Annotated in this window: 15 protein-coding genes and 1 pseudogene; 8 read left to right on the top strand and 8 right to left on the bottom strand. The window is 70.3% G+C overall.

All coding sequences use genetic code 11. The annotated features are described in order from the left end of the window. Nucleotides 1–107: 107 nt before the first annotated feature. Both IF54_RS0129920 and IF54_RS44230 read right to left on the bottom strand, forming a co-directional pair. Nucleotides 108–1,010: a tRNA (adenine-N1)-methyltransferase gene (locus IF54_RS0129920; protein WP_020141345.1), complete on the bottom strand. Its 903-nt coding sequence runs from the start codon at nt 1,008–1,010 to the stop codon at nt 108–110. Between the two features lie 38 nt (nt 1,011–1,048). Continuing rightward, entirely contained in the window at nt 1,049–2,179 is a 1,131-nt protein-coding gene (locus IF54_RS44230) for a site-2 protease family protein (protein ID WP_420790672.1), read from the bottom strand. A 152-nt stretch (nt 2,180–2,331) separates the two neighbouring features. On the opposite strand from IF54_RS44230, the pseudogene IF54_RS44225 reads away from it, so the two are divergent. The 3 genes and pseudogenes from IF54_RS44225 to IF54_RS0129905 all read left to right on the top strand — a co-directional run. Beyond that, nucleotides 2,332–3,207 (top strand): annotated as a pseudogene (locus tag IF54_RS44225) (hypothetical protein); the annotation flags it as partial. Nucleotides 3,208–3,653: 446 nt separating this feature from the next. Then, on the top strand, nt 3,654–4,574 hold the full coding sequence (locus IF54_RS0129910; RefSeq protein ID WP_051735589.1) for a RecB family exonuclease: 921 nt from the start codon (nt 3,654–3,656) through the stop codon (nt 4,572–4,574). Between the two features lie 14 nt (nt 4,575–4,588). After that, nucleotides 4,589–5,260: a response regulator gene (locus tag IF54_RS0129905; RefSeq protein ID WP_020141342.1), complete on the top strand. Its 672-nt coding sequence runs from the start codon at nt 4,589–4,591 to the stop codon at nt 5,258–5,260. Nucleotides 5,261–5,327: 67 nt separating this feature from the next. On the opposite strand, the gene IF54_RS0129900 is transcribed toward IF54_RS0129905, so the two are convergent. From IF54_RS0129900 to metH, 4 genes are all read right to left on the bottom strand, one after another. Then, a complete protein-coding gene (locus IF54_RS0129900) occupies nt 5,328–6,908 on the bottom strand; it encodes an ABC transporter substrate-binding protein (protein ID WP_030324343.1) in 1,581 nt (526 codons plus the stop codon). A gap of 77 nt (nt 6,909–6,985) precedes the next feature. Continuing rightward, nucleotides 6,986–8,590 (bottom strand): ABC transporter substrate-binding protein, encoded by a 1,605-nt coding sequence (locus tag IF54_RS0129895; RefSeq protein WP_030324337.1) that lies wholly within the window; start codon nt 8,588–8,590, stop codon nt 6,986–6,988. 445 nt (nt 8,591–9,035) lie between these two features. Then, a complete protein-coding gene (locus IF54_RS0129890) occupies nt 9,036–9,734 on the bottom strand; it encodes an HAD family hydrolase (protein ID WP_030324329.1) in 699 nt (232 codons plus the stop codon). Nucleotides 9,735–9,876: 142 nt separating this feature from the next. Next, nucleotides 9,877–13,398, bottom strand: a complete 3,522-nt coding sequence (gene metH / locus IF54_RS0129885) for a methionine synthase (protein ID WP_030324328.1) — start codon at nt 13,396–13,398, stop codon at nt 9,877–9,879. Nucleotides 13,399–13,705: 307 nt separating this feature from the next. Between metH and IF54_RS0129880 the strand changes: the two genes are divergently transcribed. The 5 genes from IF54_RS0129880 to IF54_RS0129860 all read left to right on the top strand — a co-directional run bounded on the left by IF54_RS0129880 (nt 13,706) and on the right by IF54_RS0129860 (nt 19,598). Continuing rightward, a complete protein-coding gene (locus IF54_RS0129880) occupies nt 13,706–14,479 on the top strand; it encodes an IclR family transcriptional regulator (protein ID WP_020139263.1) in 774 nt (257 codons plus the stop codon). Between the two features lie 340 nt (nt 14,480–14,819). Beyond that, nucleotides 14,820–15,620 carry an MIP/aquaporin family protein gene (locus tag IF54_RS0129875; protein WP_030324325.1) on the top strand — a complete coding sequence of 267 codons (801 nt, stop codon included), beginning with the start codon at nt 14,820–14,822 and terminating at the stop codon, nt 15,618–15,620. Nucleotides 15,621–15,668: 48 nt separating this feature from the next. Then, on the top strand, nt 15,669–17,210 hold the full coding sequence (gene glpK, locus IF54_RS0129870; protein WP_030324323.1) for a glycerol kinase GlpK: 1,542 nt from the start codon (nt 15,669–15,671) through the stop codon (nt 17,208–17,210). Nucleotides 17,211–17,256: 46 nt separating this feature from the next. Beyond that, nucleotides 17,257–18,873, top strand: coding sequence for a glycerol-3-phosphate dehydrogenase/oxidase (locus IF54_RS0129865; protein WP_030324321.1), 1,617 nt, complete (start codon nt 17,257–17,259; stop codon nt 18,871–18,873). Nucleotides 18,874–19,082: 209 nt separating this feature from the next. Next, nucleotides 19,083–19,598 (top strand): hypothetical protein, encoded by a 516-nt coding sequence (locus IF54_RS0129860; protein WP_030324319.1) that lies wholly within the window; start codon nt 19,083–19,085, stop codon nt 19,596–19,598. On the opposite strand, the gene mtnK is transcribed toward IF54_RS0129860, so the two are convergent. Then, the gene (gene mtnK / locus IF54_RS0129855) at nt 19,558–20,742 is read right to left on the bottom strand and encodes an S-methyl-5-thioribose kinase (protein ID WP_030324317.1); all 1,185 of its coding nucleotides are present in this window, start codon (nt 20,740–20,742) and stop codon (nt 19,558–19,560) included. The two genes, IF54_RS0129860 and mtnK, sit on opposite strands and share 41 nt — an antisense overlap. A gap of 15 nt (nt 20,743–20,757) precedes the next feature. Beyond that, entirely contained in the window at nt 20,758–21,804 is a 1,047-nt protein-coding gene (locus tag IF54_RS0129850) for an ABC transporter permease (protein ID WP_030324315.1), read from the bottom strand. Nucleotides 21,805–21,806: the final 2 nt, after the last annotated feature.

Below are 21,806 nucleotides of genomic sequence, written 5' to 3'. Positions count from 1 at the left end.
CGCCGGCTCCTGTCGCCCGCTCAACATGAGGACGCCGGGATGGAGTTCCCCTGGTCTGCGGGAACTCCACCCCGGCGCCCGTACGTCGACTGCGGCACGGGGCCGCCCTAGCGGCCGGAGCCTCCGTCGGCGTTGGGGCCGGCGTAGTCCTCGCCGTAGGCGCCCTTGGCGGGGCGGCGGCGGCGCATGGGGGGCTCGACGCCGTCGGCGAGGCGGCGGGCGGTGAGCAGGAAGCCGGTGTGGCCGATCATCCGGTGGTCCGGGCGGACGGCCAGGCCCTCGATGTGCCAGTTGCGGATCATCGTCTCCCAGGCCGTCGGCTCGTTGAAGGAGCCGATCTCGCGGATGGACTCCACGGTCCGGGCGAGCTGGGTGGTGGTGGCGACGTAGCAGCACAGGATGCCGCCGGGGACGAGCGCCTTGGAGACGGCTTCCAGGCACTCCCAGGGGGCGAGCATGTCGAGGATGACGCGGTCGACGTCGGTGTCGGACAGGTTGTCCTGGAGGTCGCCGACGGTGAGCTGCCAGGCGGGGTGCGGGCCGCCGAAGTAGCGCTCCACGTTCTGCCGGGCGATGTCGGCGAAGTCCTCGCGGCGCTCGTAGCTGTGCAGCATGCCCTGGTCGCCGATGGCGCGCAGCAGGAAGCTGCTGAGCGAGCCGGAGCCGACGCCTGCCTCGACGACGCGGGCGCCGGTGAAGATGTCGGCGAAGGCGAGGATCTGCCCCGCGTCCTTGGGGTAGACCACGGCGGCGCCGCGGGGCATGGACAGGACGTAGTCGGGGAGCAGGGGGCGCAGCGCGAGGTAGGCGACGTTACCGGTGGTGCGGACAACGCTGCCCTCGGGTGCGCCGATCAGCTCGTCGTGCGGGAAGGAACCCTTGTGGGTATGGAAGTTCTTTCCCTCTTCGAGCGTGAACGTGTAGTGGCGGCCCTTGGGGTCGGTCAGCTGAACCTGGTCCCCGACCTTGAAGGGCCCGCGCCTGCGGGCGGCACCGGTCGGTTCGGACATGTGAACAGCCTACCGGTCCCGGGAGGGGCCGCCGACCACTAGGACGGCCTGGCCATGGCCTTCACGAACGCGCGCTCGACGTCGGCCGCGGAGAGGACGCCGTAGATCTCGCCGGTCTCCTCGACGACCAGGTACTCGGTCGCGGGGGTCGCGCGCAGGGCGTCCAGGAGGTCCTCCCCGGCGAGTTCGGCGGAGACGCGCATGCCGTCGGTGAGGTCCTGGGCGAGGCCGCTGACGGCGACCCAGGGGCGGCGGTGTTCCGGTACGCCGACGATGGCGGCCTCGCGGACGAGGGAGAGCGGGGTGCCCTCGGCGTCGACGACGACCAGGGCGCGGGCACCGGCGTCGTTGGCGCGGCGCAGGGCCTCGGAGAGGGGGGTGTCGGTCTCGACGGGGACCGCGCGGCGCGTGAGGGTGCGGGCGCGCAGGTCGGGGAGGTGTTCGCGCAGGCGTGCCATGCGGAGGCTGTTGCCGGCGCCGGTCCAGATGATGGCGGCGAGGATCGCGGCGAGCAGGGCGTCCATCACGGTGTCCATGCCGACGTTGTCCTCGGCCGAGGAGCCGAGGGCGCCGGACTGGGTGAGCAGCGGGAGGCCGATGAGGACGCAGACGGCGAGGGCGCGGCCGACCCAGGCGGCGGCGATGGTGCCGCTCATGGGCCTGCCGGTGATCTTCCAGACGACCGCGCGGAGCATGCGGCCGCCGTCGAGCGGGAGGCCGGGCAGGAGGTTGAAGGCGGCCACGATGAGGTTGGAGATCATCAGGCCGGCGAGCAGGACGCCGGGGACCGTGCCGGGTTCGACGGGCTGCATCGCGAGGTAGAAGACGCCGGCGAGGACCAGGGAGAGCAGCGGGCCGACGAATGCCAGCACGAACTCCCGGCCGGGGGTCTCGGCCTCTTTCTCGATCTCGGAGACACCGCCGAAGAACTGGAGCTGGATACGGCGGACGGGGAGCTTGAAGCGGAGGGCGGCGACGGTGTGGGCCAGTTCGTGGACCAGCACCGAGGCGTAGAAGGCGACCGCGAAGAAGAGGGAGACGAGATAGCGGGCGGCGCCGAGTTCCGGCAGGACGCGGTCCAGTTGGCCGCCGAACACCCAGGTGATGAGCGCGGCGACGAGGAACCAGCTGGGGGCGACGTAGACGGGCACGCCGAAGGGCCGGCCCATCAGGAGGCCGCCGCGGGGCTGGGGGGACTGCGGCGGCGGGTTCTTGGGGTTGGGGCCGGAGTGGGCGAGGGTGCGGTGGTGGTCGGGGACGTCGTGGTCAAGAGTGCCGCGTTCGGGCGTGCCGTGCCCGGGGGTGCCGCGCTCGGGCGTGCCGTGTTCGGGGGTGCCGTGTTCGGGCGTGCCGTGTTCGGGCGTGCCGCGCTCGGGCGTGCCGTGTTCGGGCGTGCCGTGTTCGGGGGTGCCTTCGGGCTTGGCCGGGCCTGCGGGGGGCTGGAACCGGTCGTGGGCCGTGTGGGAGTGACCGGCTTGCGGTGCCGCGTCGGCCGGCTCGGCGGTCCCGGCGGGCTCGGCGGTCCCGGCCGGCTCGGCGGTCTCGGCCGGCTCGGCGGTCCCGGCGGGCTCGGCGGCTTCCGGGGCAGGGGGTTCGGCCGGTTGTTCGTGGGGGTCGGCGCCAGTGGGTACAGAGGTGCTGGGGTCGCCGGCCTCGGCGGGTGGCGTGGCGCCCTGGACGGGGTCGCGCTTTGCAGCCGGCTGTGGTGCGGCGACGCCGTCGGTGGTCTCGGCCGGTTGGTCGGACGTCGGCCGGGTCCCGTTGTCGTGGGGGTCGGGGGGCGTGGGGTCGGTGGCCCGGGCCGGGGGCCCTGCGTGGGGCTCGGCCGAACCGTCCGTACCGGATCGCGGCTGCCCGCTCCCGCCGCTCTCGTCCACGATGTCCCCTCGTTCGAAACGTCTTGCGAAGCGTCTTCCGCGCCTGCCGTGCGGAACGGTCTCGGGTCGATGGTATGCGGCGGTCGCGGCGCGTTCCGCCCCGGCACCCCCTGTGTTTCCTCAGGCGTCGCAGCCGTGACGGTCGCGGCTGGGTGACTGTCAGTGGCGGGCCGTATGGTCTGTGGTCATGGAGACGAGCACGGAGGGCGTGGCCGAGTCGGCGCCCGAAGCCCCGGTCGAGCCCCCGGAGGCGGCGGCCCCACCGGTCGCGAGGCAGCCCCGGACAGCCGAGCCCCGGGACACGACCGGCCTCGGGGTGACCGAGGGTCTCACGCCCGAGCCCGAAGCGGCCGAGCCCGAAGCAGCCGAGCCGGCGGCGGCCCATCCGGGTGCGCACGAGCCCGAATCGGCCGGCGTAGCCACGGCTGAGCCTGGAGCGGCCGACGCGGCCCCGGCAAAGCCTGGAGCGGCCGACGCGGCCACCGCTGAGCCTGTGGCGGCTGACGCGGCCAGAGCCGAGCCCGTAGTGGCCGACGCACCCACGGCCGACCCTGCCGCAGTCGAGGCCCCCAACGCGGCCGACCGCGGCGCGAGCGAGCGATCGGAAGTGGCCCATCCGGAAGCGGCCGATCCGGAGGCGGCGGAACAGGTCGCGACTGCCCCGGGGAGGGTCCAGGCCTCCCCCGCACCCTCGGCACCCCTGCCCTCTCCCGGAACAGCACCGGAGGAGGCACTCCCGCTCGACCCCGGCGGCGTCGTGGAACCGATGATCCCCGCCGACGTCGAGCCGGTCGCCTCCGGCCCCGTCCCGGGCGCGGCACCCGCCAGGGCACTCCCCGCCGCGCCCGCCTCCCTGTCCCCCTCGCGTGCCGGTGACTTCATGCAGTGCCCGTTGCTGTACCGGTTCCGGGTGATCGACCGGCTGCCCGAGAAGCCGAGCGAGGCCGCCACGCGGGGCACCCTCGTGCACGCGGTGCTGGAGCGGCTCTTCGACGCCCCGGCGGGTGAGCGGACCGCGCCCGCCGCCAAGTCGTTGATCCCGGGTCAGTGGGACCGGCTGCGGGAGAGCCGCCCCGAGGTGGTCGAGCTGTTCGCCGACGATCCGGACGGCGAGCGGCTCGCGCGCTGGCTCGGTGAGGCGGAGCGGCTCGTGGAGCGCTGGTTCACGCTGGAGGACCCCACCCGGCTCGAGCCCGCCGAGCGCGAGCTGTTCGTCGAGACGCGGCTGGAGTCGGGGCTGACGCTGCGCGGGATCATCGACCGGGTCGACGTGGCGCCGACCGGCGAGGTGCGGATCGTCGACTACAAGACGGGCAAGGCGCCCCGGCCGGAGTACGCCGAGGGCGCGCTGTTCCAGATGAAGTTCTACGCCCTGGTGGTGTGGCGGCTGAAGAACGTGATCCCGCGCCGGCTCCAGCTGGTGTACCTCGGCAGCGGTGACGTTCTGACGTACGACCCCGTCCTCGCCGACCTGGAGCGGGTCGAGCGCAAGCTGCTGGCGCTGTGGGAGGCGATCCGGCAGGCCACGGAGACGGGTGACTGGCGGCCCCGCCCGACCAAGCTCTGCGGCTGGTGCGACCACCAGGAGCACTGCCCGGAGTTCGGCGGTACTCCCCCGCCGTATCCGCTGCCGGTGAGGGCGGCCGGGTCGGCGGCGGATGCGCAGGGCAGAATGGGGCCGGACTAGCGAAGGAGACTTACGTGGCCATCCGCGTCCTACTGGTCGACGACCAGCCGCTGCTGCGAACCGGCTTCCGGATGATTCTGGAGGCCGAGCAGGACATCGCGGTCGTGGGCGAGGCCGGAGACGGCCTTCAGGCTCTGGACCAGGTGCGGGCGCTCCAGCCCGATGTGGTCCTGATGGACATCCGTATGCCGCGGATGGACGGTGTGGAGGCGACCCGGCAGATCACCGGCCCCGGCCGGGACGGTCCGGCGAAGGTGCTGGTGCTGACCACGTTCGATCTCGACGAGTACGTGGTGGAGGCGTTGCGGGCGGGGGCCAGCGGGTTCCTGCTGAAGGACGCTCCGGCCAATGAGCTCGTGCAGGCAATCCGGGTGGTGGCCGCGGGTGAGGCGATGCTGGCGCCGAGCATCACGCGCCGCCTGCTCGACAAGTACGCCACGCATCTGCCGTCCGGTGACGAGCCGGTGCCGGACACCCTGCACACGCTCACGGACCGCGAGGTCGAGGTGCTGAAGCTGGTGGCGCGCGGGCTGTCCAACGCGGAGATCGCCGCGGATCTGTTCGTCAGCGAGACCACCGTGAAGACCCATGTGGGTCATGTCCTGACGAAACTGGGCCTGCGGGACCGGGTGCAGGCCGCGGTGTACGCGTACGAGAGCGGGCTGGTGCGCCCCGGCGCGCAGTAGGCATGGTGAGCGAAGAGGGCGCCCTCTCCCTGACCGGGGGCGCCCTCTTCGTGTCCACAGGGCCGGTTCAGCCCTTGCTGAGCTCCCAGAAGCGGAAGACGGTCGAGGCGTCGAGGCAGTACTCCAGGCCGTAGACGTCGTCGCGGACGACGGCGTACTGCTTGGCCTGCCAGACCGGCAGGACGGGGACGTCGTCGGCGACGATGTCCTGGAGGGTGCCGAAGTGGTCGTCCGTGGCGGAGCGGTCCGGCTGGGCGGCGGTCTCGGGGATGAGCGTGCCGGTGATCTTGCTGTTGCTGTAGTTGTTGTCCAGCACGTTGCCCTTGCCGAAGAAGGGCGCCGTGAAGTTGTCGGCGTCCGGGTAGTCGGGGACCCAGCCCTTGACGTACACGCCGTACTTGCCGGCGGCGATGTCCTTCTCGTACTGGCCGAAGGCCACGGACTTCACGCTGGCGTCGAACAGCCCGCTGGCGTTGAGCTGCTTGGCGATGGTCTTGAGTTCCTGGTCGGTGGCCGGGCCGTAGCGGGAGGGCGTGGACCACAGGGTCAGCTTGACCTTGCCGGTGACGTTGTCGTCGGCGAGGGCGGTGGCGGCCTTGGCCCGGGAGGGCTCGGCGCCGTAGGTGTCGAAGAAGGCCGTGTTGTGGCCCGCGATACCGGCCGGGATGATCGAGTAGAGCGGGGTGGCGGTGCCCTGGTAGACGTCGTGGATGAGGGCTTCGCGGTCGAGGAGGTAGGCGATCGCCTTGCGGACGCCGACCTTGCCGGCGACCGGGTCCTTCATGTTGAAGACGAGGTGCTGGACCTCGGCGCTGGTGCCCTCGACGACCTCGACCCCGGAGTCGGGTGAGGCGTTCTCGATGTCGGTGATGTCGCCGGCGGTCAGACCGCGGTAGGCGAGGTCGACCTTCTTGTCGGTCAGCGCGGTCTTCAGGGCGGCCTGGTCGCCGTGGAAGAACTTCAGGGTGACGCCGGAGTTGTGGGTCTCGGCGGTGCCCTTGTAGTTCTCGTTGACGGAGAAGACGGCCTCATCGTCGTCGAACGAGTCGAGCTTGTACGGGCCGGAGCCGACCGCCTTGCCGTCCTTGCGCAGGCCGTCGGCCTCGTACTGGGTGTGGTCGACGATCGAGCCGGCGCCGGAGGCGATCTTGCTGGGGAAGGTGGCGTCCGGGGTGTTGAGCTTGAAGACGACGGTCTTGGCGTCCGGGGTCTCGACCTTCTCGAGCATCGGGAACATGATCGCCGGACCGGCGTCGTCGTTGATCTTCAGCGTGCGGTCGAAGGAGAACTTCACGTCCTTCGAGGTGAGCGCGTCACCGTTGCTGAACTTGAGGCCGTCCTTGAGCGTGCACGTGAACACCTGGGTCCTGGTGTCGGTGAACTCGCACTTCCGGGCGGCGTCCGGCTCCGGTTCGGTGCCGCCCTTGGGGAAGCTGAGCAGCGACTGGAAGACGTTGTTGAACAACAGCCAGGAGCCGGGGTCGTAGCCGGAGGCCGGGTCGGTGGCGAGGACGTCGTCGGACATGCCCATGACCACAGAGGAGCCGCCGGACCCGGAGTCACCCGAGTCCGTACCGCAGCCGGTCAACAGGCCGGAGGCCAGTCCCGCCACGATCGGCAGGACCGGCCACTGGATGCGCTTGTTCACGTGCGAGTGCCTTGTCGTCGATTCTGTTGGAATCCCGGGCCGGTCCCGCGGCCCGGGGCGAAGGGGGTGACGGCCGGTCAGCCGCTCACGCCCTTGCCGAGTTCCCACAGCTGCAGCGTCGACGAGGAGTTGAGCGCGTAGGCGGTGCCCGTGACGTCGTCGCGCGCGGCGACGTACTGGTTGCCCTGCCACAGCGGCAGCACGGGGACGTCGTTGGCGACGATGTCCTGGATCTCGGTCAGGCTTCCGGCTGCGGCGATGCGGTCGGCCTCGCGGCGGGAGTCCGGAATCAGGGTGTTGCGGATCTTGCTGTTGGCGTACGGCGAGCCGAGGAAGTTGTCCTTGTCGAGGAAGGGCGCGAGGTAGTTGTCGGCGTCGGGGAAGTCCGGGAACCAGCCCATGCCGTAGACGTCGTACTTGCCCTTCTGCTCGGCCGGGCGGAAGGTGTCCCAGGGAGCGCCCTGGATGCTGACGTCGAAGAGCCCGCTGTCGTTGAGCTGCTTCTGGAGGTCCTCGAACTCCTCCTTGGTGGCCGGACCGTAGTGGTCGGTCGTGTAGTGCAGGGTCAGCTTCACCGGGGTGCTGACGCCGGCCTGGGCCATGAGGGACTTGGCCTTGGTGACGCTGGGGTCGCCGTACTTGTTGAAGAACGCGTTCGAGTGGCCGGTGATGGAGGCCGGGACCAGCGAGAAGAGCGGCTCGGCCTGGGTGCCGTAGACCTTGGAGACGAGTTCGCTGCGGTTGATCAGCTGGGCCATGGCCTGGCGTACGGCGCGGGACTTCACAGTCGGCGCGTTGGTGTTGAAGGCCAGGTAGCGGATCTCCAGGCCGGCCATCTCGACGAGGTCGACCGCGCCGCCGGATTCGTTGGAGAGCTTGTTGATCTGCGCCGGCGACATGGTGCGGGTGATGAGGTCGATGTCGCCCTTCTCGAGGGCCTCGCCCATCTTGTCGGCGTCCGCGTAGGAGCGCAGCTCGACCTTGTCGTTGTTCACGGTCAACGAACCCTTGTAGTTGGGGTTCTTGGTGAACACGGCGTCGACGAGCTCGTCGTTCTTGACGTCGGCCTTCATGGTGTAGGGGCCGGAGCCGTCGACGTCGAAGCCGTCGCGGAGCTTGCCCTTCGGGTAGTCCTCGGGGTCGACGATGCCGGCGACCGGGGTCGAGAGCTTGTACGGGAAGGTGGCGTCCGCGGTCTTGAGGTGGAAGATGACCTCCCGCTCGCCCTTGGTCTCGACGGTGTCGATCGTGGAGAGCAGCGCGAAGACGCCGGAATCGGCCTTGAGGGCACGGGCCCGGTCGATGGAGTACTTCACGTCGGCCGCGGTGATGGCGTGGCCGTTGGCGAACTTCAGGCCGTCGCGCAGGGTGCAGACGTAGCGCTCGTTGCCGCTGTCGCTGAAGCCGCAGGACTGGGCTGCCTCGGGGACGGGTTCGCCGTCGCCCTTGGGCTGGATCATCAGGGTCTGCACGGTCTGGCGCAGGACGTTCCAGGTGCCGACGTCGTAGGCGTATGCGGGGTCGAGCGGCGCCGGGGCGTCCTTCGTGGCGGTGAACCGGTCCGTGGTGCCGACGCCGATCGCGTCGCTCGAGCCGCTGCCGGCGTCGGTCCCGCCGCAGGCGGCGAGCACCGGCGCGAGCAGACCGATGACGGCCGGCAGCACCAAAGTCTTGCGGTTCATGCTCGAGTTTCTCCAGAGCTCTTGGGTCCGTGTAACCGGCATGCATGGGTGGTGCGGCGGATCACGGGGGTGGGGCGATGTTCTCAGCAGGAGATTAGTCCGCACCTGAAGGAGGGTTCGCGGGTACCGGAGTTGAAGTGCCATCACACAGCGGAACCGGGCGTGGACACACCGAAAACCCGACAGGGGAAGGATTAGTGCAGGGTTCCATGAATCGGGACACATAGGCACGGCCGGGCCCGCGGAAGCGGCGCGTCCGGCACAGCCCGGCCTGGCTGTCGAGCCTCCGCCGAGTGGGGAACCTCACACCCGTAACGGGGCGGCAGCCGACCGGAATTCGGCCATCCGGCGTGGTTCGAATTCCGGCGACGGGGATCTGGGGAATTACCGCGCTATCCGCGTTGCACGCTGGGTGAACAGCGGAGGCATTTCCGTCATCGAAGGATCATCGAAAGCTGATCAAGCCGCGCAGAAACGTCAGGTCGACCTCTTCGAGGGAGCCGACGACGGTGCGGCCGGGGGCGGGCGGGATGGGGGCGACCGAGGGTACGGCCACGACCTGGCAGCCTGCCGCCTCGGCCGCGGCGACTCCGGTCGCGGTGTCCTCGACGACCGCGCATCTGGCCGGATCCGCACCCAGTCCGGCGGCGGCGAACAGATACGGGTCGGGGTGGGGCTTGGTGCGCGACACCTCGTCGCCGGCGACCGTGAGGGCGAAGTGCCGGGGGCCGAGGGAGGTGAGGACGCGGTCGATGATCCGCCGGTGCGAGGCGGAGACCAGGGCCGTGGGCATCCGGTGGGCGGAGAGTTCGGCGAGCAGCCGCATGGCGCCCGGCATCAGGGGCAGGGCGCGGCCGATGCGCTCCTCGAAGCCCTCGTTGAGCAGGACGCTGAGCTCGGGGAGGGTGATGTCGGCGCCCGTGGCCTCGATGAGGAAGCCGGCGCTGCGGGTCATGGGGCCGCCGACCACGACATGGCGCCAGGAGTCGTCGAGGGTGTGGCCGAGGCGGGCGAAGACCTCGACCTCGACGTCCCACCAGAAGCCCTCGGTGTCCACCAGGGTGCCGTCCATGTCGAGGAGGACGGCCTGGAGGGCGGAGCCGTCGGCCGTACGGGTTACTGGTGCGGGGACCGTGCTGGTCATCCACGTACCTCCTTGAGGGACGAGCAGGCCGGTTCCCACGAAGGGAACCGGCCTGCGGTGGACCGACCAGTGTACGACTTATCCGATCAGTGTGCCGAGTGAGATACCTCGCCGGGTGAGAGGCCTCGCCGGGTGAGAGGTCTCAGCGGGCGTTGAAGTACTTCGCCTCCGGGTGGTGGATGACGATCGCGTCGGTGGACTGCTCGGGGTGGAGCTGGAACTCCTCGCTGAGGTGGACGCCGATGCGCTCGGGCTGGAGCAGGTCGGCGATCTTGGCGCGGTCCTCCAGGTCGGGGCAGGCGCCGTAGCCCAGCGAGAAGCGGGCACCGCGGTACTTCAGGGCGAACATGTCCTCGACGTCGGCCGGGTCCTCGCCGGAGAAGCCGAGTTCGGACCGCACGCGCGCGTGCCAGTACTCGGCGAGGGCCTCGGCCAGCTGGACGGACAGTCCGTGCAGCTCGAGGTAGTCGCGGTAGGCGTTGGCCTCGAACAGCTTGGCGGTCTGCTCGCCGATCCGGGAGCCGACGGTGACGACCTGGAGGCCCACCACGTCGGTCTCCCCCGACTCCTCGGGACGGAAGAAGTCGGCGAGGCACAGCCGCCGGCCCCGGCGCTGGCGCGGGAAGGTGAAGCGGGTGCGTTCGTTGCCCTGCTCGTCCAGGATGATCAGGTCGTCGTCCTTGGACACGCACGGGAAGTAGCCGTAGACGACGGCGGCTTCGAGGAGGTTCTCGGTCTGGAGCCGGTCGAGGAGGCCGCGCAGGCGGGGCCGGCCCTCGGTCTCGACGAGCTCCTCGTAGGTCGGTCCCTCGCCGGTGCGGGCCTGCTTGAGCCCCCACTGGCCCTTGAACAGGGCGCCTTCGTCGAGCCAGGAGGCGTACTCCTTGAGCTGGATGCCCTTGATGACCCGGGTGTCCCAGAACGGCGGCGTGGGCACCGGGTTGTCGGTGGCCACGTCGGAGCGGACGTGCCCCTCCTCGGGCCGCTCCTCCTGCACGGCCACGGCACCGGCGCGCACCCGGCGCTGCTTGAGCTCGGGCAGCTTGGCGCCGGGCACGCCGCGCTTGACGCCGATGAGGGCGTCCATGAGGCGCAGTCCCTCGAACGCGTCGCGGGCGTAGCGGACTTCGCCCTCGTAGATCTCGTGGAGGTCCTGTTCGACGTACGCCCTCGTGAGCGCCGCTCCGCCGAGGATGACGGGGAAGTCGGCGGCGAGTCCGCGCTGGTTCAGCTCCTCCAGGTTCTCCTTCATGATCACCGTGGACTTGACCAGGAGCCCCGACATGCCGATGACGTCGGCGCGGTGTTCCTCGGCGGCCTCCAGGATGGCGGAGACCGGCTGCTTGATGCCGAGGTTGACCACGTTGTAGCCGTTGTTGGACAGGATGATGTCGACGAGGTTCTTGCCGATGTCGTGGACGTCGCCGCGGACGGTGGCGAGCACGATGGTGCCCTTGCCGGCCTCGTCGCCCTCGACCTTCTCCATGTGCGGTTCGAGGTGGGCGACGGCGGTCTTCATGACCTCGGCGGACTGGAGGACGAACGGCAGCTGCATCTGGCCGGAGCCGAAGAGCTCGCCGACGACCTTCATGCCGTCCAGGAGGGTGTCGTTGACGATGTCGAGGGCGGGGCGGGTCTGGAGGGCCTCGTCGAGGTCGGCCTCCAGGCCGTTCTTCTCGCCGTCGATGATGCGCCGCTTGAGGCGCTCCTCCAGCGGGAGCGCGGCCAGCTCCTCGGCCTTGCCGGCCTTGAGGGACTTGGCGGTGGCGCCCTCGAACAGGGCCATCAGCTTCTGTAGCGGGTCGTAGCCCTCGGCGCGACGGTCGTAGATGAGGTCGAGGGCGGTCTGGACCTCCTCCTCGCTGAAGCGGGCGATGGGGAGGATCTTCGACGCGTGGACGATCGCCGAGTCCAGGCCGGCCTTGACGCACTCGTCGAGGAAGACGGAGTTGAGCAGGATGCGGGCGGCCGGGTTGAGGCCGAAGGAGATGTTGGACAGGCCGAGCGTGGTCTGGACGTCGGGGTGGCGGCGCTTGAGTTCGCGGATCGCCTCGATGGTGGCGATGCCGTCCTTGCGGGACTCCTCCTGACCGGTGCAGATGGTGAAGGTCAGGGTGTCGATGAGGATGTCCGACTCGTGGATGCCCCAGTTCGTCGTCAGGTCCTCGATCAGCCGTTCGGCGATGGCGACCTTGGTCTCCGGGGTGCGGGCCTGGCCCTCCTCGTCGATGGTCAGCGCGATCAGGGCGGCGCCGTGCTCCCGGGCGAGCTTGGTGACCTTGGCGAAGCGGGACTCGGGGCCGTCGCCGTCCTCGTAGTTGACGGAGTTGATGACCGCGCGGCCGCCGAGCTTCTCCAGGCCGGCCTGGATGACGGGGACCTCGGTGGAGTCCAGGACGATCGGCAGGGTGGAGGCGGTGGCGAAGCGGCCGGCCAGTTCCTGCATGTCGGCGACGCCGTCGCGGCCGACGTAGTCCACGCAGAGGTCCAGCATGTGGGCGCCCTCGCGGATCTGCTCGCGGGCCATCTCCACACAGTCGTCCCAGCGGGCCTCCAGCATGGCCTCGCGGAACTTCTTGGAGCCGTTGGCGTTGGTGCGCTCGCCGATCGCCAGGTAGGAGGTGTCCTGACGGAAGGGGACCGTCTGGTAGAGGGAGGCGGCGCCGGGCTCGGGCTGCGGGGTGCGCTCGGAGGGGGTGAGGTCGCGGACGCGCTCGACGACCTGGCGCAGGTGCTCCGGGGTGGTGCCGCAGCAGCCGCCGATCAGGGAGAGGCCGTAGTCGCGGACGAAGTTCTCCTGGGCGTCGGCCAGGCCCTCGGGGTCGAGCGGGAAATGCGCGCCGTCCTTGGTGAGGATCGGCAGTCCGGCGTTCGGCATGCACAGCAGCGGGATGCGGGAGTGCCGGGCGAGGTAGCGCAGGTGCTCGCTCATCTCGGCCGGGCCGGTCGAGCAGTTCAGGCCGATCATGTCGATGCCGAGCGGCTCCAGCGCGGTCAGCGCGGCGCCGATCTCCGAGCCGAGCAGCATGGTGCCCGTGGTCTCGAACGCCATCGAGACCACCAGCGGCACGTCGGCGCCGGTCGCCTCCAGGGCGCGCCGGGCGCCGAGCACGGAGGCCTTGGTCTGGAGGAGGTCCTGGGTGGTCTCGACGATCAGGGCGTCGGCGCCGCCGGCGAGGAGGCCCTCCACGTTGGCCTGGTAGCCGTCGCGGATGGTGGCGTAGTCGATGTGGCCGAGGGTGGGCAGCTTGGTGCCGGGGCCGACGGAGCCCAGAACCCAGCGCTGACGGCCGTCGCGGGCGGTGTGCTCGTCGGCCGCCTCGCGGGCGATCCGGGCACCGGCCTCGGACAGTTCGTGCACGCGGTCGGCGATGTCGTACTCCGACGCGGCCGTGTGGTTGGAGCCGAAGGTGTTGGTCTCCACGCAGTCGACGCCCACCTCGAAGTAGGCGTCGTGGACCGAACGGACGATGTCGGGCCGGGTGACGTTCAGGATCTCGTTACAGCCCTCAAGATTCTCGAAGTCCTCGAGAGTGGGGTCCTGGGCTTGCAGCATGGTGCCCATCGCTCCGTCGGCGACCACCACTCTGGTGGCGAGCGCCTCGCGGAGCGCGGACACACGGGTCCGGCTGTCGGCGGAAGGGGTCAGTGGCGACGAGGCCATGAAAGGGCTCCCTCAGTTGCGACGGCTGTCGGCTTCACGGCGCCTGCGAGAGGTCCCGCTCCGGGCGCACCACGCCAGGGTAGCCGGGTCCGGGTGCGGATGGTCGGCGCGTCCACGGGACGGACGAGGATGGCGGGCAGGTCACCGGCGGGAGACCGGTGATGCAACAGATGCCGACCGGTGACGCAACAGATGCCGACCGACCATTAGCGGGAGGTCGGCATGGACCGGTAGTGTTCGGCATTGCCGAACAGCGGCAGCGACGCCGTAACAATCGGCAGTCGAAGGGGACGGAGGCAGCACGGCGATGGCACGGAACATCCAGTCGCTCGAACGGGCGGCCGCGATGCTGCGGCTCCTCGCGGGCGGCGAGCGGAGACTCGGCCTGTCGGACATCGCCTCGTCCCTGGACCTGGCCAAGGGCACCGCGCACGGCATCCTGCGCACCCTCCAGGCGGAGGGGTTCGTGGAGCAGGACGACGCCTCGGGGCGGTACCAGCTGGGTGCCGAGCTGCTGCGCCTGGGCACCACCTATCTGGACGTCCACGAACTGCGCGCGCGTGCGCTGGTGTGGACGGACGACCTGGCCCGCTCCAGCGGCGAGAGCGTCCACCTGGGCGTGCTGCACCAGCAGGGCGTGCTGATCGTGCACCACGTCTTCCGGCCCGACGACAGCCGGCAGGTGCTGGAGATCGGGGCCATGCAGCCGCTGCACTGCACGGCCCTGGGCAAGGTGCTGTCGGCGTACGACCCGGTGGCGCACAGCGAGGCGCTGGAGAGCGACCGCAAGGCGTTCACCGACCGGACCGTGTGCGAGCTGGACGCGTTCGAGCAGATCCTCGACCTCACGCGCGCGCGTGGGTACGCGGCGGACGTCGAGGAGACCTGGGAGGGCGTGGCCTCCGTCGCCGCACCCATCCATGACCGGCGGCGCATGCCGGTCGGCGCGGTCGGCATCACCGGGGCGGTGGAGCGGCTGTGCCGGCCCGACGAGGAGGGCGCGCTGCGTCCGGAGCTGATCGCGGCGGTGCGGGACTGTGCCCGCGCGGTGTCGCGGGACCTGGGCGCTGGGCGCTTCTGAGGACACGCGAGATCCGGTTCCGAGGACCGGGAGGGGCCGGTACGTCAGGTGACGACCGGCCCTCTGTCGTTCCCTGACACAACGCCACAAACCACTCGAACAAGATCGTTGACGCACAGGTATCCATAACGATCGTGTTTTCGACACCCAAACTCTTGACGTGCACGTAACGCCGGAGAAAGACTCCCGTCCATCGGTCGGCATTGTCGAACACCTACCGGCAATACGCGCTAGAGTGTGACAAGCCAAGGGCCGGCATCGCTCTCACCCCCGAGGGCAGCTCGAACCACCGGAGGGACCCGGGGTTCGGTCCCCTGGACGAAGGACAAAGGAGTCGCGGGTGTCCAGCTCCGACATCTTCATCGGCGAGACCATCGGTACCGCCATACTCATCCTGCTCGGCGGAGGCGTGTGCGCCGCCGTGACGCTGAAGGCCTCCAAGGCCCGCAACGCCGGCTGGCTCGCCATCACCTTCGGGTGGGGTTTCGCCGTTCTGACGGCCGTGTACACCTCGGCGCCGCTCTCCGGCGCCCACCTCAACCCGGCCGTCACGCTGGCGCTCGCGCTCAAGAAGGACGGCATCTCCTGGAGTGACGTCCCGATCTACTGGGGCGGACAGCTGCTCGGCGCCATGATCGGCGCGGCCCTGGTCTGGATCGCCTACTACGGCCAGTTCCACGCGCACCTCACCGACAAGGAGATCGTCGGTGCTCCGGGCGCGCAGGCCACCGCCGCCAAGGCCGTCGAGGCGCAGGAGAAGGGCGCCGGCCCGGTCCTGGGCGTCTTCTCCACCGGACCCGAGGTGCGGGTCGCCTGGCAGAACGTCGCCACCGAGGTCATCGGCACCATCGTGCTGGTACTCGCCGTGCTCACCCAGGGCCTCAACGGTGACGGCAAGGGCCTGGGCACCCTGGGCGCCCTGATCACCGCGTTCGTCGTGGTCTCCATCGGTCTGTCCCTCGGTGGTCCGACCGGGTACGCCATCAACCCGGCCCGTGACCTCGGTCCGCGTATCGTGCACGCCCTCCTGCCCCTGCCCAACAAGGGCGGCTCCGACTGGGGCTACGCCTGGGTTCCGATCGTCGGTCCGCTGATCGGCGGTGCGATCGCCGCAGGCATCTACAACGTCGCTTTCGCTTAAAGCACCGGTAGAACGTCCCCTTCCCTCACGGAATCCCAGGAGCACACAGTGACCGACGCCCACACCGCCGGCCCCTTCATCGCCGCGATCGACCAGGGCACCACGTCCAGCCGCTGCATCGTCTTCGACAAGGACGGCCGTATCGTCTCGGTCGACCAGAAGGAGCACGAGCAGATCTTCCCGAAGCCGGGCTGGGTCGAGCACAACGCCAACGAGATCTGGACCAACGTCCAGGAAGTCGTCGCCGGAGCCATCCAGAAGGCCGGCATCACCCGGGACGACATCAAGGCCATCGGCATCACCAACCAGCGCGAGACCACTCTCCTCTGGGACAAGAACACCGGTGAGCCCGTCCACAACGCCATCGTCTGGCAGGACACCCGCACCGACGCCCTCTGCAAGGAGCTCGGCCGCAACGTCGGCCAGGACCGCTTCCGCCGCGAGACCGGTCTGCCCCTCGCCTCGTACTTCGCCGGCCCGAAGGCCCGCTGGCTGCTCGACAACGTCGAGGGCCTGCGCGAGCGCGCCGAGCGCGGCGACATCCTGTTCGGCACGATGGACACCTGGGTCATCTGGAACCTAACCGGTGGTGTCGACGGCGGCAAGCACTACACCGACGTCACCAACGCCTCCCGCACCATGCTGATGAACCTCCACACCCTGGAGTGGGACGAGAAGATCGCCGAGTCCATCGGCGTGCCGCTGTCGATGCTGCCGGAGATCCGTTCCTCCGCCGAGGTCTACGGCGAGGTCACCGGCGGCAAGCTGGGCGACCTGCTCGGCGGCATCCCGGTCGCCTCCGCGCTCGGCGACCAGCAGGCGGCCCTGTTCGGCCAGACCTGTTTCGCCGAGGGCGAGGCCAAGTCGACGTACGGCACCGGCACGTTCATGCTGATGAACACCGGCGAGAAGATCATCAACTCCTACTCGGGCCTGCTGACCACGGTCGGCTACCGCATCGGTGACGACAAGCCGGTGTACGCCCTGGAGGGCTCGATCGCCGTCACCGGTTCGCTGGTGCAGTGGATGCGCGACCAGATGGGCCTGATCTCCACCGCCGCCGAGATCGAGACGCTCGCGCTCTCCGTCGAGGACAACGGCGGCGCCTACTTCGTTCCGGCCTTCTCCGGCCTGTTCGCCCCGTACTGGCGCTCCGACGCCCGCGGTGTGATCGCCGGTCTGACCCGGTACGTCACCAAGGCGCACCTGGCCCGCGCCGTCCTGGAGGCCACCGCCTGGCAGACCCGTGAGATCACGGACGCCATGACCAAGGACTCGGGCGTCGAGCTCGCGGCCCTCAAGGTCGACGGCGGCATGACCTCCAACAACCTGCTGATGCAGACCCTCTCGGACTTCCTGGACGCCCCCGTGGTGCGCCCGATGGTCGCCGAGACCACCTGCCTCGGTGCCGCCTACGCCGCCGGTCTCGCCGTCGGCTTCTGGACCAGCACCGACGACCTGCGCGCCAACTGGCGCAGGGCCGCCGAGTGGACCCCCCGCATGGACGCGGACGCCCGCGACCGTGAGTACAAGAGCTGGCTCAAGGCCGTCGAGCGGACCATGGGCTGGCTCGAGGACGACGAGAGCTGAGAGAAACACCCCCCTCTGCGGCTCTGAAGAGGAGTTAGAACCCCACATGACCAGTCAGTCCACCCTCCAGTCCGTGCCCGCCCTCGGTACGCGCCCGGCCTCCGGCTCCAACCCGAGCCGCGCCGAGACCCGGGAGCAGCTCGCCAAGGCGTCGTACGACCTTCTCGTCATCGGCGGCGGCATCCTGGGCATCTCCACCGCCTGGCACGCCGCGCAGTCCGGCCTGAGGGTGGCCCTGGTCGACGCCGGCGACTTCGCCGGCGCCACCTCCTCCGCCTCCTCCAAGCTGCTCCACGGCGGTCTGCGCTACCTTCAGACCGGCGCGGTGAAGCTGGTGGCGGAGAACCACTTCGAGCGCCGTGCGGTCTCCCGCCAGGTGGCCCCTCACCTGGCGAACCCGCTCACCTTCTACCTCCCGGTGTACAAGGGTGGACCGCACGGCGCGGCGAAGCTCGGGGCGGGCGTCTTCGCCTACTCCGCGCTCTCCGCGTTCGGCGACGGCGTCGGCCACCTCCTGTCCCCCGCGAAGGCGGCGCAGGACGTGCCCGAGCTGCGCACCGAGAACCTCAAGGCCGTGGCCGTGTACGGCGACGACCAGATGAACGACGCGCGCATGGCGCTGATGACGGTCCGTGCGGCCGTCGAGGCGGGCGCGGTCGTGCTGAACCACGCCGAGGTGACCGGGCTCCGGTTCACCAAGGGCCGGGTGACCGGCGCGGACCTGCGCGACCGGCAGTCCGGTGACGAGTTCGGCGTGAACGCCCGGCTGGTGCTCAACGCGACCGGGCCGTGGGTGGACCACCTGCGCCGGATGGAGGACCCGAACGCGGCCCCGTCCATCCGCCTGTCCAAGGGCGCGCACCTGGTCCTCAAGCGCACCTCCCCCTGGAAGGCCGCGCTGGCCACCCCCATCGACAAGTACCGCATCACCTTCGCCCTCCCCTGGGAGGACATGCTGCTGCTCGGCACGACCGACGAGGAGTTCGAGGGCGACCCGGCGGACGTCCAGGTCACCGAGAAGGACATAGCCCAGATCCTGGACGAGGCCGCGTTCTCGGTCCGCGACCAGCAGCTGAGCCGTGACCTGATCACCTACTCCTTCGCCGGCCTGCGAGTGCTGCCGGGCGGTCCCGGCGACACCGCGAAGGCCAAGCGCGAGACCGTGGTCACGGAGGGCCGGGGCGGGATGCTGTCCGTCGCGGGCGGCAAGTGGACGACGTTCCGGCACATCGGCCGTACGGTCATGCAGAAGCTGGAGGCGCTGCCGGGCCACCCGCTGGGCGACGACTTCGAGCCCATCTCCTCGCTGCCGAAGAAGCTCCCGCTGCCCGGTGTCGCCAACCCGCGCGCGGTCGCGCACCGGCTGCTGGTGGACAACCCGGCGCCGGGTCCGCGAATGGCCGCCGACACGGCGAAGCACCTGGCGACGCACTACGGTTCGCTGGCCTTCGACATCGCCCGCCTGGCCAACGAGAACCCCGAGCTGGGCGAGCGGGTGCACCCCGACGCCCCGGAGATCTGGGCGCAGGTCGTCTACGCCCGGGACAACGAGTGGGCCGAGACGCAGGACGACGTGCTGCGCCGCCGTACGACCCTCACGATCCGCGGCCTGGCCACGGACGAGGTGCGCGCGAAGGTGCAGGACGTGCTCGACAAGAAGTAGCGCTGGACGCCGGCCCCACCCTCCCCGACCGGGGCCGGCGTCCCGAGAACGGCACCTCCCCCTATGGGGGCCGGCATGCGAAAGGGGGCGGCCCCTCATCGAAGGGCCGCCCCCTTTCGCCTGTCCAGGAAAGGGGCGGGCCCCTTTCGGCGGTCCGGGAACGGGAAAAGGGCGGGCAGACAGGTCCGTGCGCCGTCTACGGTACGGCCGTGACGATCACCGACGCCGAGATGACCGCCCTGCTCGCCCCCGGTGGCTTCCGCTTCCTGCGCCGCCTGGCCGAGGACGAGGTCCCGCCCCTGCCGACACCGCCCGACCGCGGAGCGGCGAGCTGTCTGCGCGAGCACGGACGGATCGACTCCCCCCTGGTGGACATCGACGACCCGGATCTGCCGGCGAAGGTGCGGGCCGGCTGGCACGACATGGCCGTCGAGTACGGACTTCTCGACGACGGCCGTGAGTTCCTGCTGTGCGTCGACTACTCGGACCCCGAGGACGTCGACAGCGAGTGGGAATGGGTCCGTGTGCGGCTGCTGGACGAATGGGACCTGGGTGGTGGCGACGACGGCCCGCTGCCCCTGTGGATGCGGTTCTACATGGGCCGCAGGTTCGTCCCGGAGTTCACCGTGATGAGCCTCGACGGCCGCCTGCTGATGAACACCACCCTGTGGGGCGACGGGACGGTCAGCACCCTCGTCGTCTGTCCGTCGCGACTACTGCCCTGACATCGTCCGGCGTCGCCAGCTCCGCGCGGCGCACGATCAGTTCGCGCCCGGTCAGCAGAGCCCTGCGGGACGCCTCGACCGGGTCGTCCAGGGTGGTCAGGTCGGTCAGGTGGGCGAAGCCGATGATCCTGCGGACGATCTCGGTGCCCGCGAAGCCCAGGGAGTCGGTCCAGACCCGCCCCAGGAAGCGGTCCAGGTAGGCGTCGTCGAAGAAGGTGTCGACGCGGGTCGGCCACAGGCGGCGGAACTCCGTCTCGAACGCCTCCCAGGACAGCCGGAGTTGGTCTGCGTGGTCCGTCAGGCGGCCCAGGGCGCGGGCCCGTTCCTCCGAGACCAGCGCGTTGGCCCAGTACAGGCCGAGGTCGAAGCCGATCGGGCCGACGAAGGAGAACTCGGGGTCGAAGACGCGCACGACCGGGGCGCCTTCACGGGTGCCGACCATGACGCTGCCCGAGTGGAGGTCCCCGTGCAGAAGGGCCTGGGCGCTGGTCATGAAGACGTGGCGGAGGTCGGCGACCTCCGTGCGCAGCGGGGAGTCGGAGCGGAAGGCCGCCGCCAGGTCGGCCACGCCCTCGTGCCAGTGGTTGTGCTCGTGCTCGATGTACGGCTCGGACAGCACCACGTCCTCGGTGATCTTGCAGAGCTCCGGGTTGACCGAGGCCGCGACCAGGGCCTTGCGTTCGGCGGAGGGCATGCCGAAGTCGCTGGTGGAGAAGGCGAGTCGGGCGACCAGGCGGCCGATCTGCACCGAGGTGTGGGGGCCGTAGGAGGCGCCCTCGTTCAGGAGCGTGCGCAGGACCTCCAGGTCGGACAGGTCCTCCATGACGAGGGCGTAGTTCTCGGGGTCGTAGCCGTGGATCGCCGGGATCTCGTCGGGGGCGACCCTGGCGAGCTGCTCGTAGGCGCGGGCCTCGGCGTTCGCGCGGTCGGGGCTCAGCGGCCAGGAGGGACCGGCGACGCGCACCCAGGGCAGGGCCTGCTTGAGGGCGAGGCTGCGGGTGCCGGCGGCGTTCGAGGCCAGGAAGACCCGGTTGACGTTGCCGTCGGAGACCTCCCGTACGGCGATGTCGTCCAGGTCGTCCCAGTGGCCGCGCTCGCGCAGGTACGCCGGGATGTCGTCGGTCTCCAGGATGCGGTAGCCCATGGTGGGAGAACTCCCTTATGCGGTGCGGCGCTTGGACAGGGTGAAGCTGAAGACCAGAGCGAGGATGAGGACCGCGCCCTCGACGACGTCCTGGGTGTAGTAAGGCAGGCCCTTGATGGTCAGGCCGGTGGTGATGATGCCGATGAGGACCGCGCCGAGGGCCGTGCCCCAGACGTTGGGACGGCCGCGGCCGAGCACCGAGGTGCCGACGAGCGCGACGGCCACCGCCTCCAGCAGCTGCGAGGTGCCGGCGGATACGTCGCCCTGGCCGATGCGGGACGCCAGGATCAGTCCGCCGATCGAGGCGAGGACGCCGGAGAGGACGTAGGCCAGCGCCCGGTACGCGCCGACGCGGATGCCGGCCAGGCGGGAGGCCTCGGGGTTGGCGCCGATCGCATAGAGCACCCGGCCCCAGCGGGTGCGGGCGAGGAAGACCCAGGCGGCGAGGGTCAGGCCGCCGAAGATGAGGACCGAGACGGGGATGCCGAGGACCGTGCCGCGGTCGATGCGCAGGAACCCGGCGGTGAATCTGCCGGGGGCGGTGGTGCCGTCGTCCAGGGTCATGCCGGGGGTGATGGACTGGCCGTCGACCAGGATGAGCTTGCCGCCCTGGATCACGAACATGGTGCCGAGGGTGGCGAGCATGTCGGGGATCTTCAGGACGACGATCAGCAGCGCGTTGAGCAGGCCCGCGAGGGCGCCGGCCGCGAGGACCGCAATGATGGCGACCGTGCCGACCTGGTTCTGGACGACCATCGTCTGGGCGGCGACCGAGACGCCGAGGCCCGCGACCGCGCCGACGGACATGTCCATCCCGCCGACGGCCATGGTGAGGGTGACGCCGAGGCCGAGGATCGCGGCGACGGAGACGTAGCGGAGGGTGTCGAGGAGGGTCGCCGACTCGCGGAAGGAGCCCTCGCTCAGCGCGAAGTACAGGAACAGCGCGACCGTGACGAAGATGAAGCCGTACTTGATGACGGCGTTCTGGACCCGTACGGCGGTGCTGGTGGCGGGCGGGAGCGCCGCCTTCGTGGGGACTTCCGTGCTCTGGGTGGTGGTCATGG

It is taken from the genome of Streptomyces sp. NRRL B-3229 (genome assembly GCF_000719505.1).
Classification (GTDB): domain Bacteria; phylum Actinomycetota; class Actinomycetes; order Streptomycetales; family Streptomycetaceae; genus Streptomyces; species Streptomyces griseorubiginosus.
This window is presented reverse-complemented; position numbering and strand designations above follow the sequence as displayed.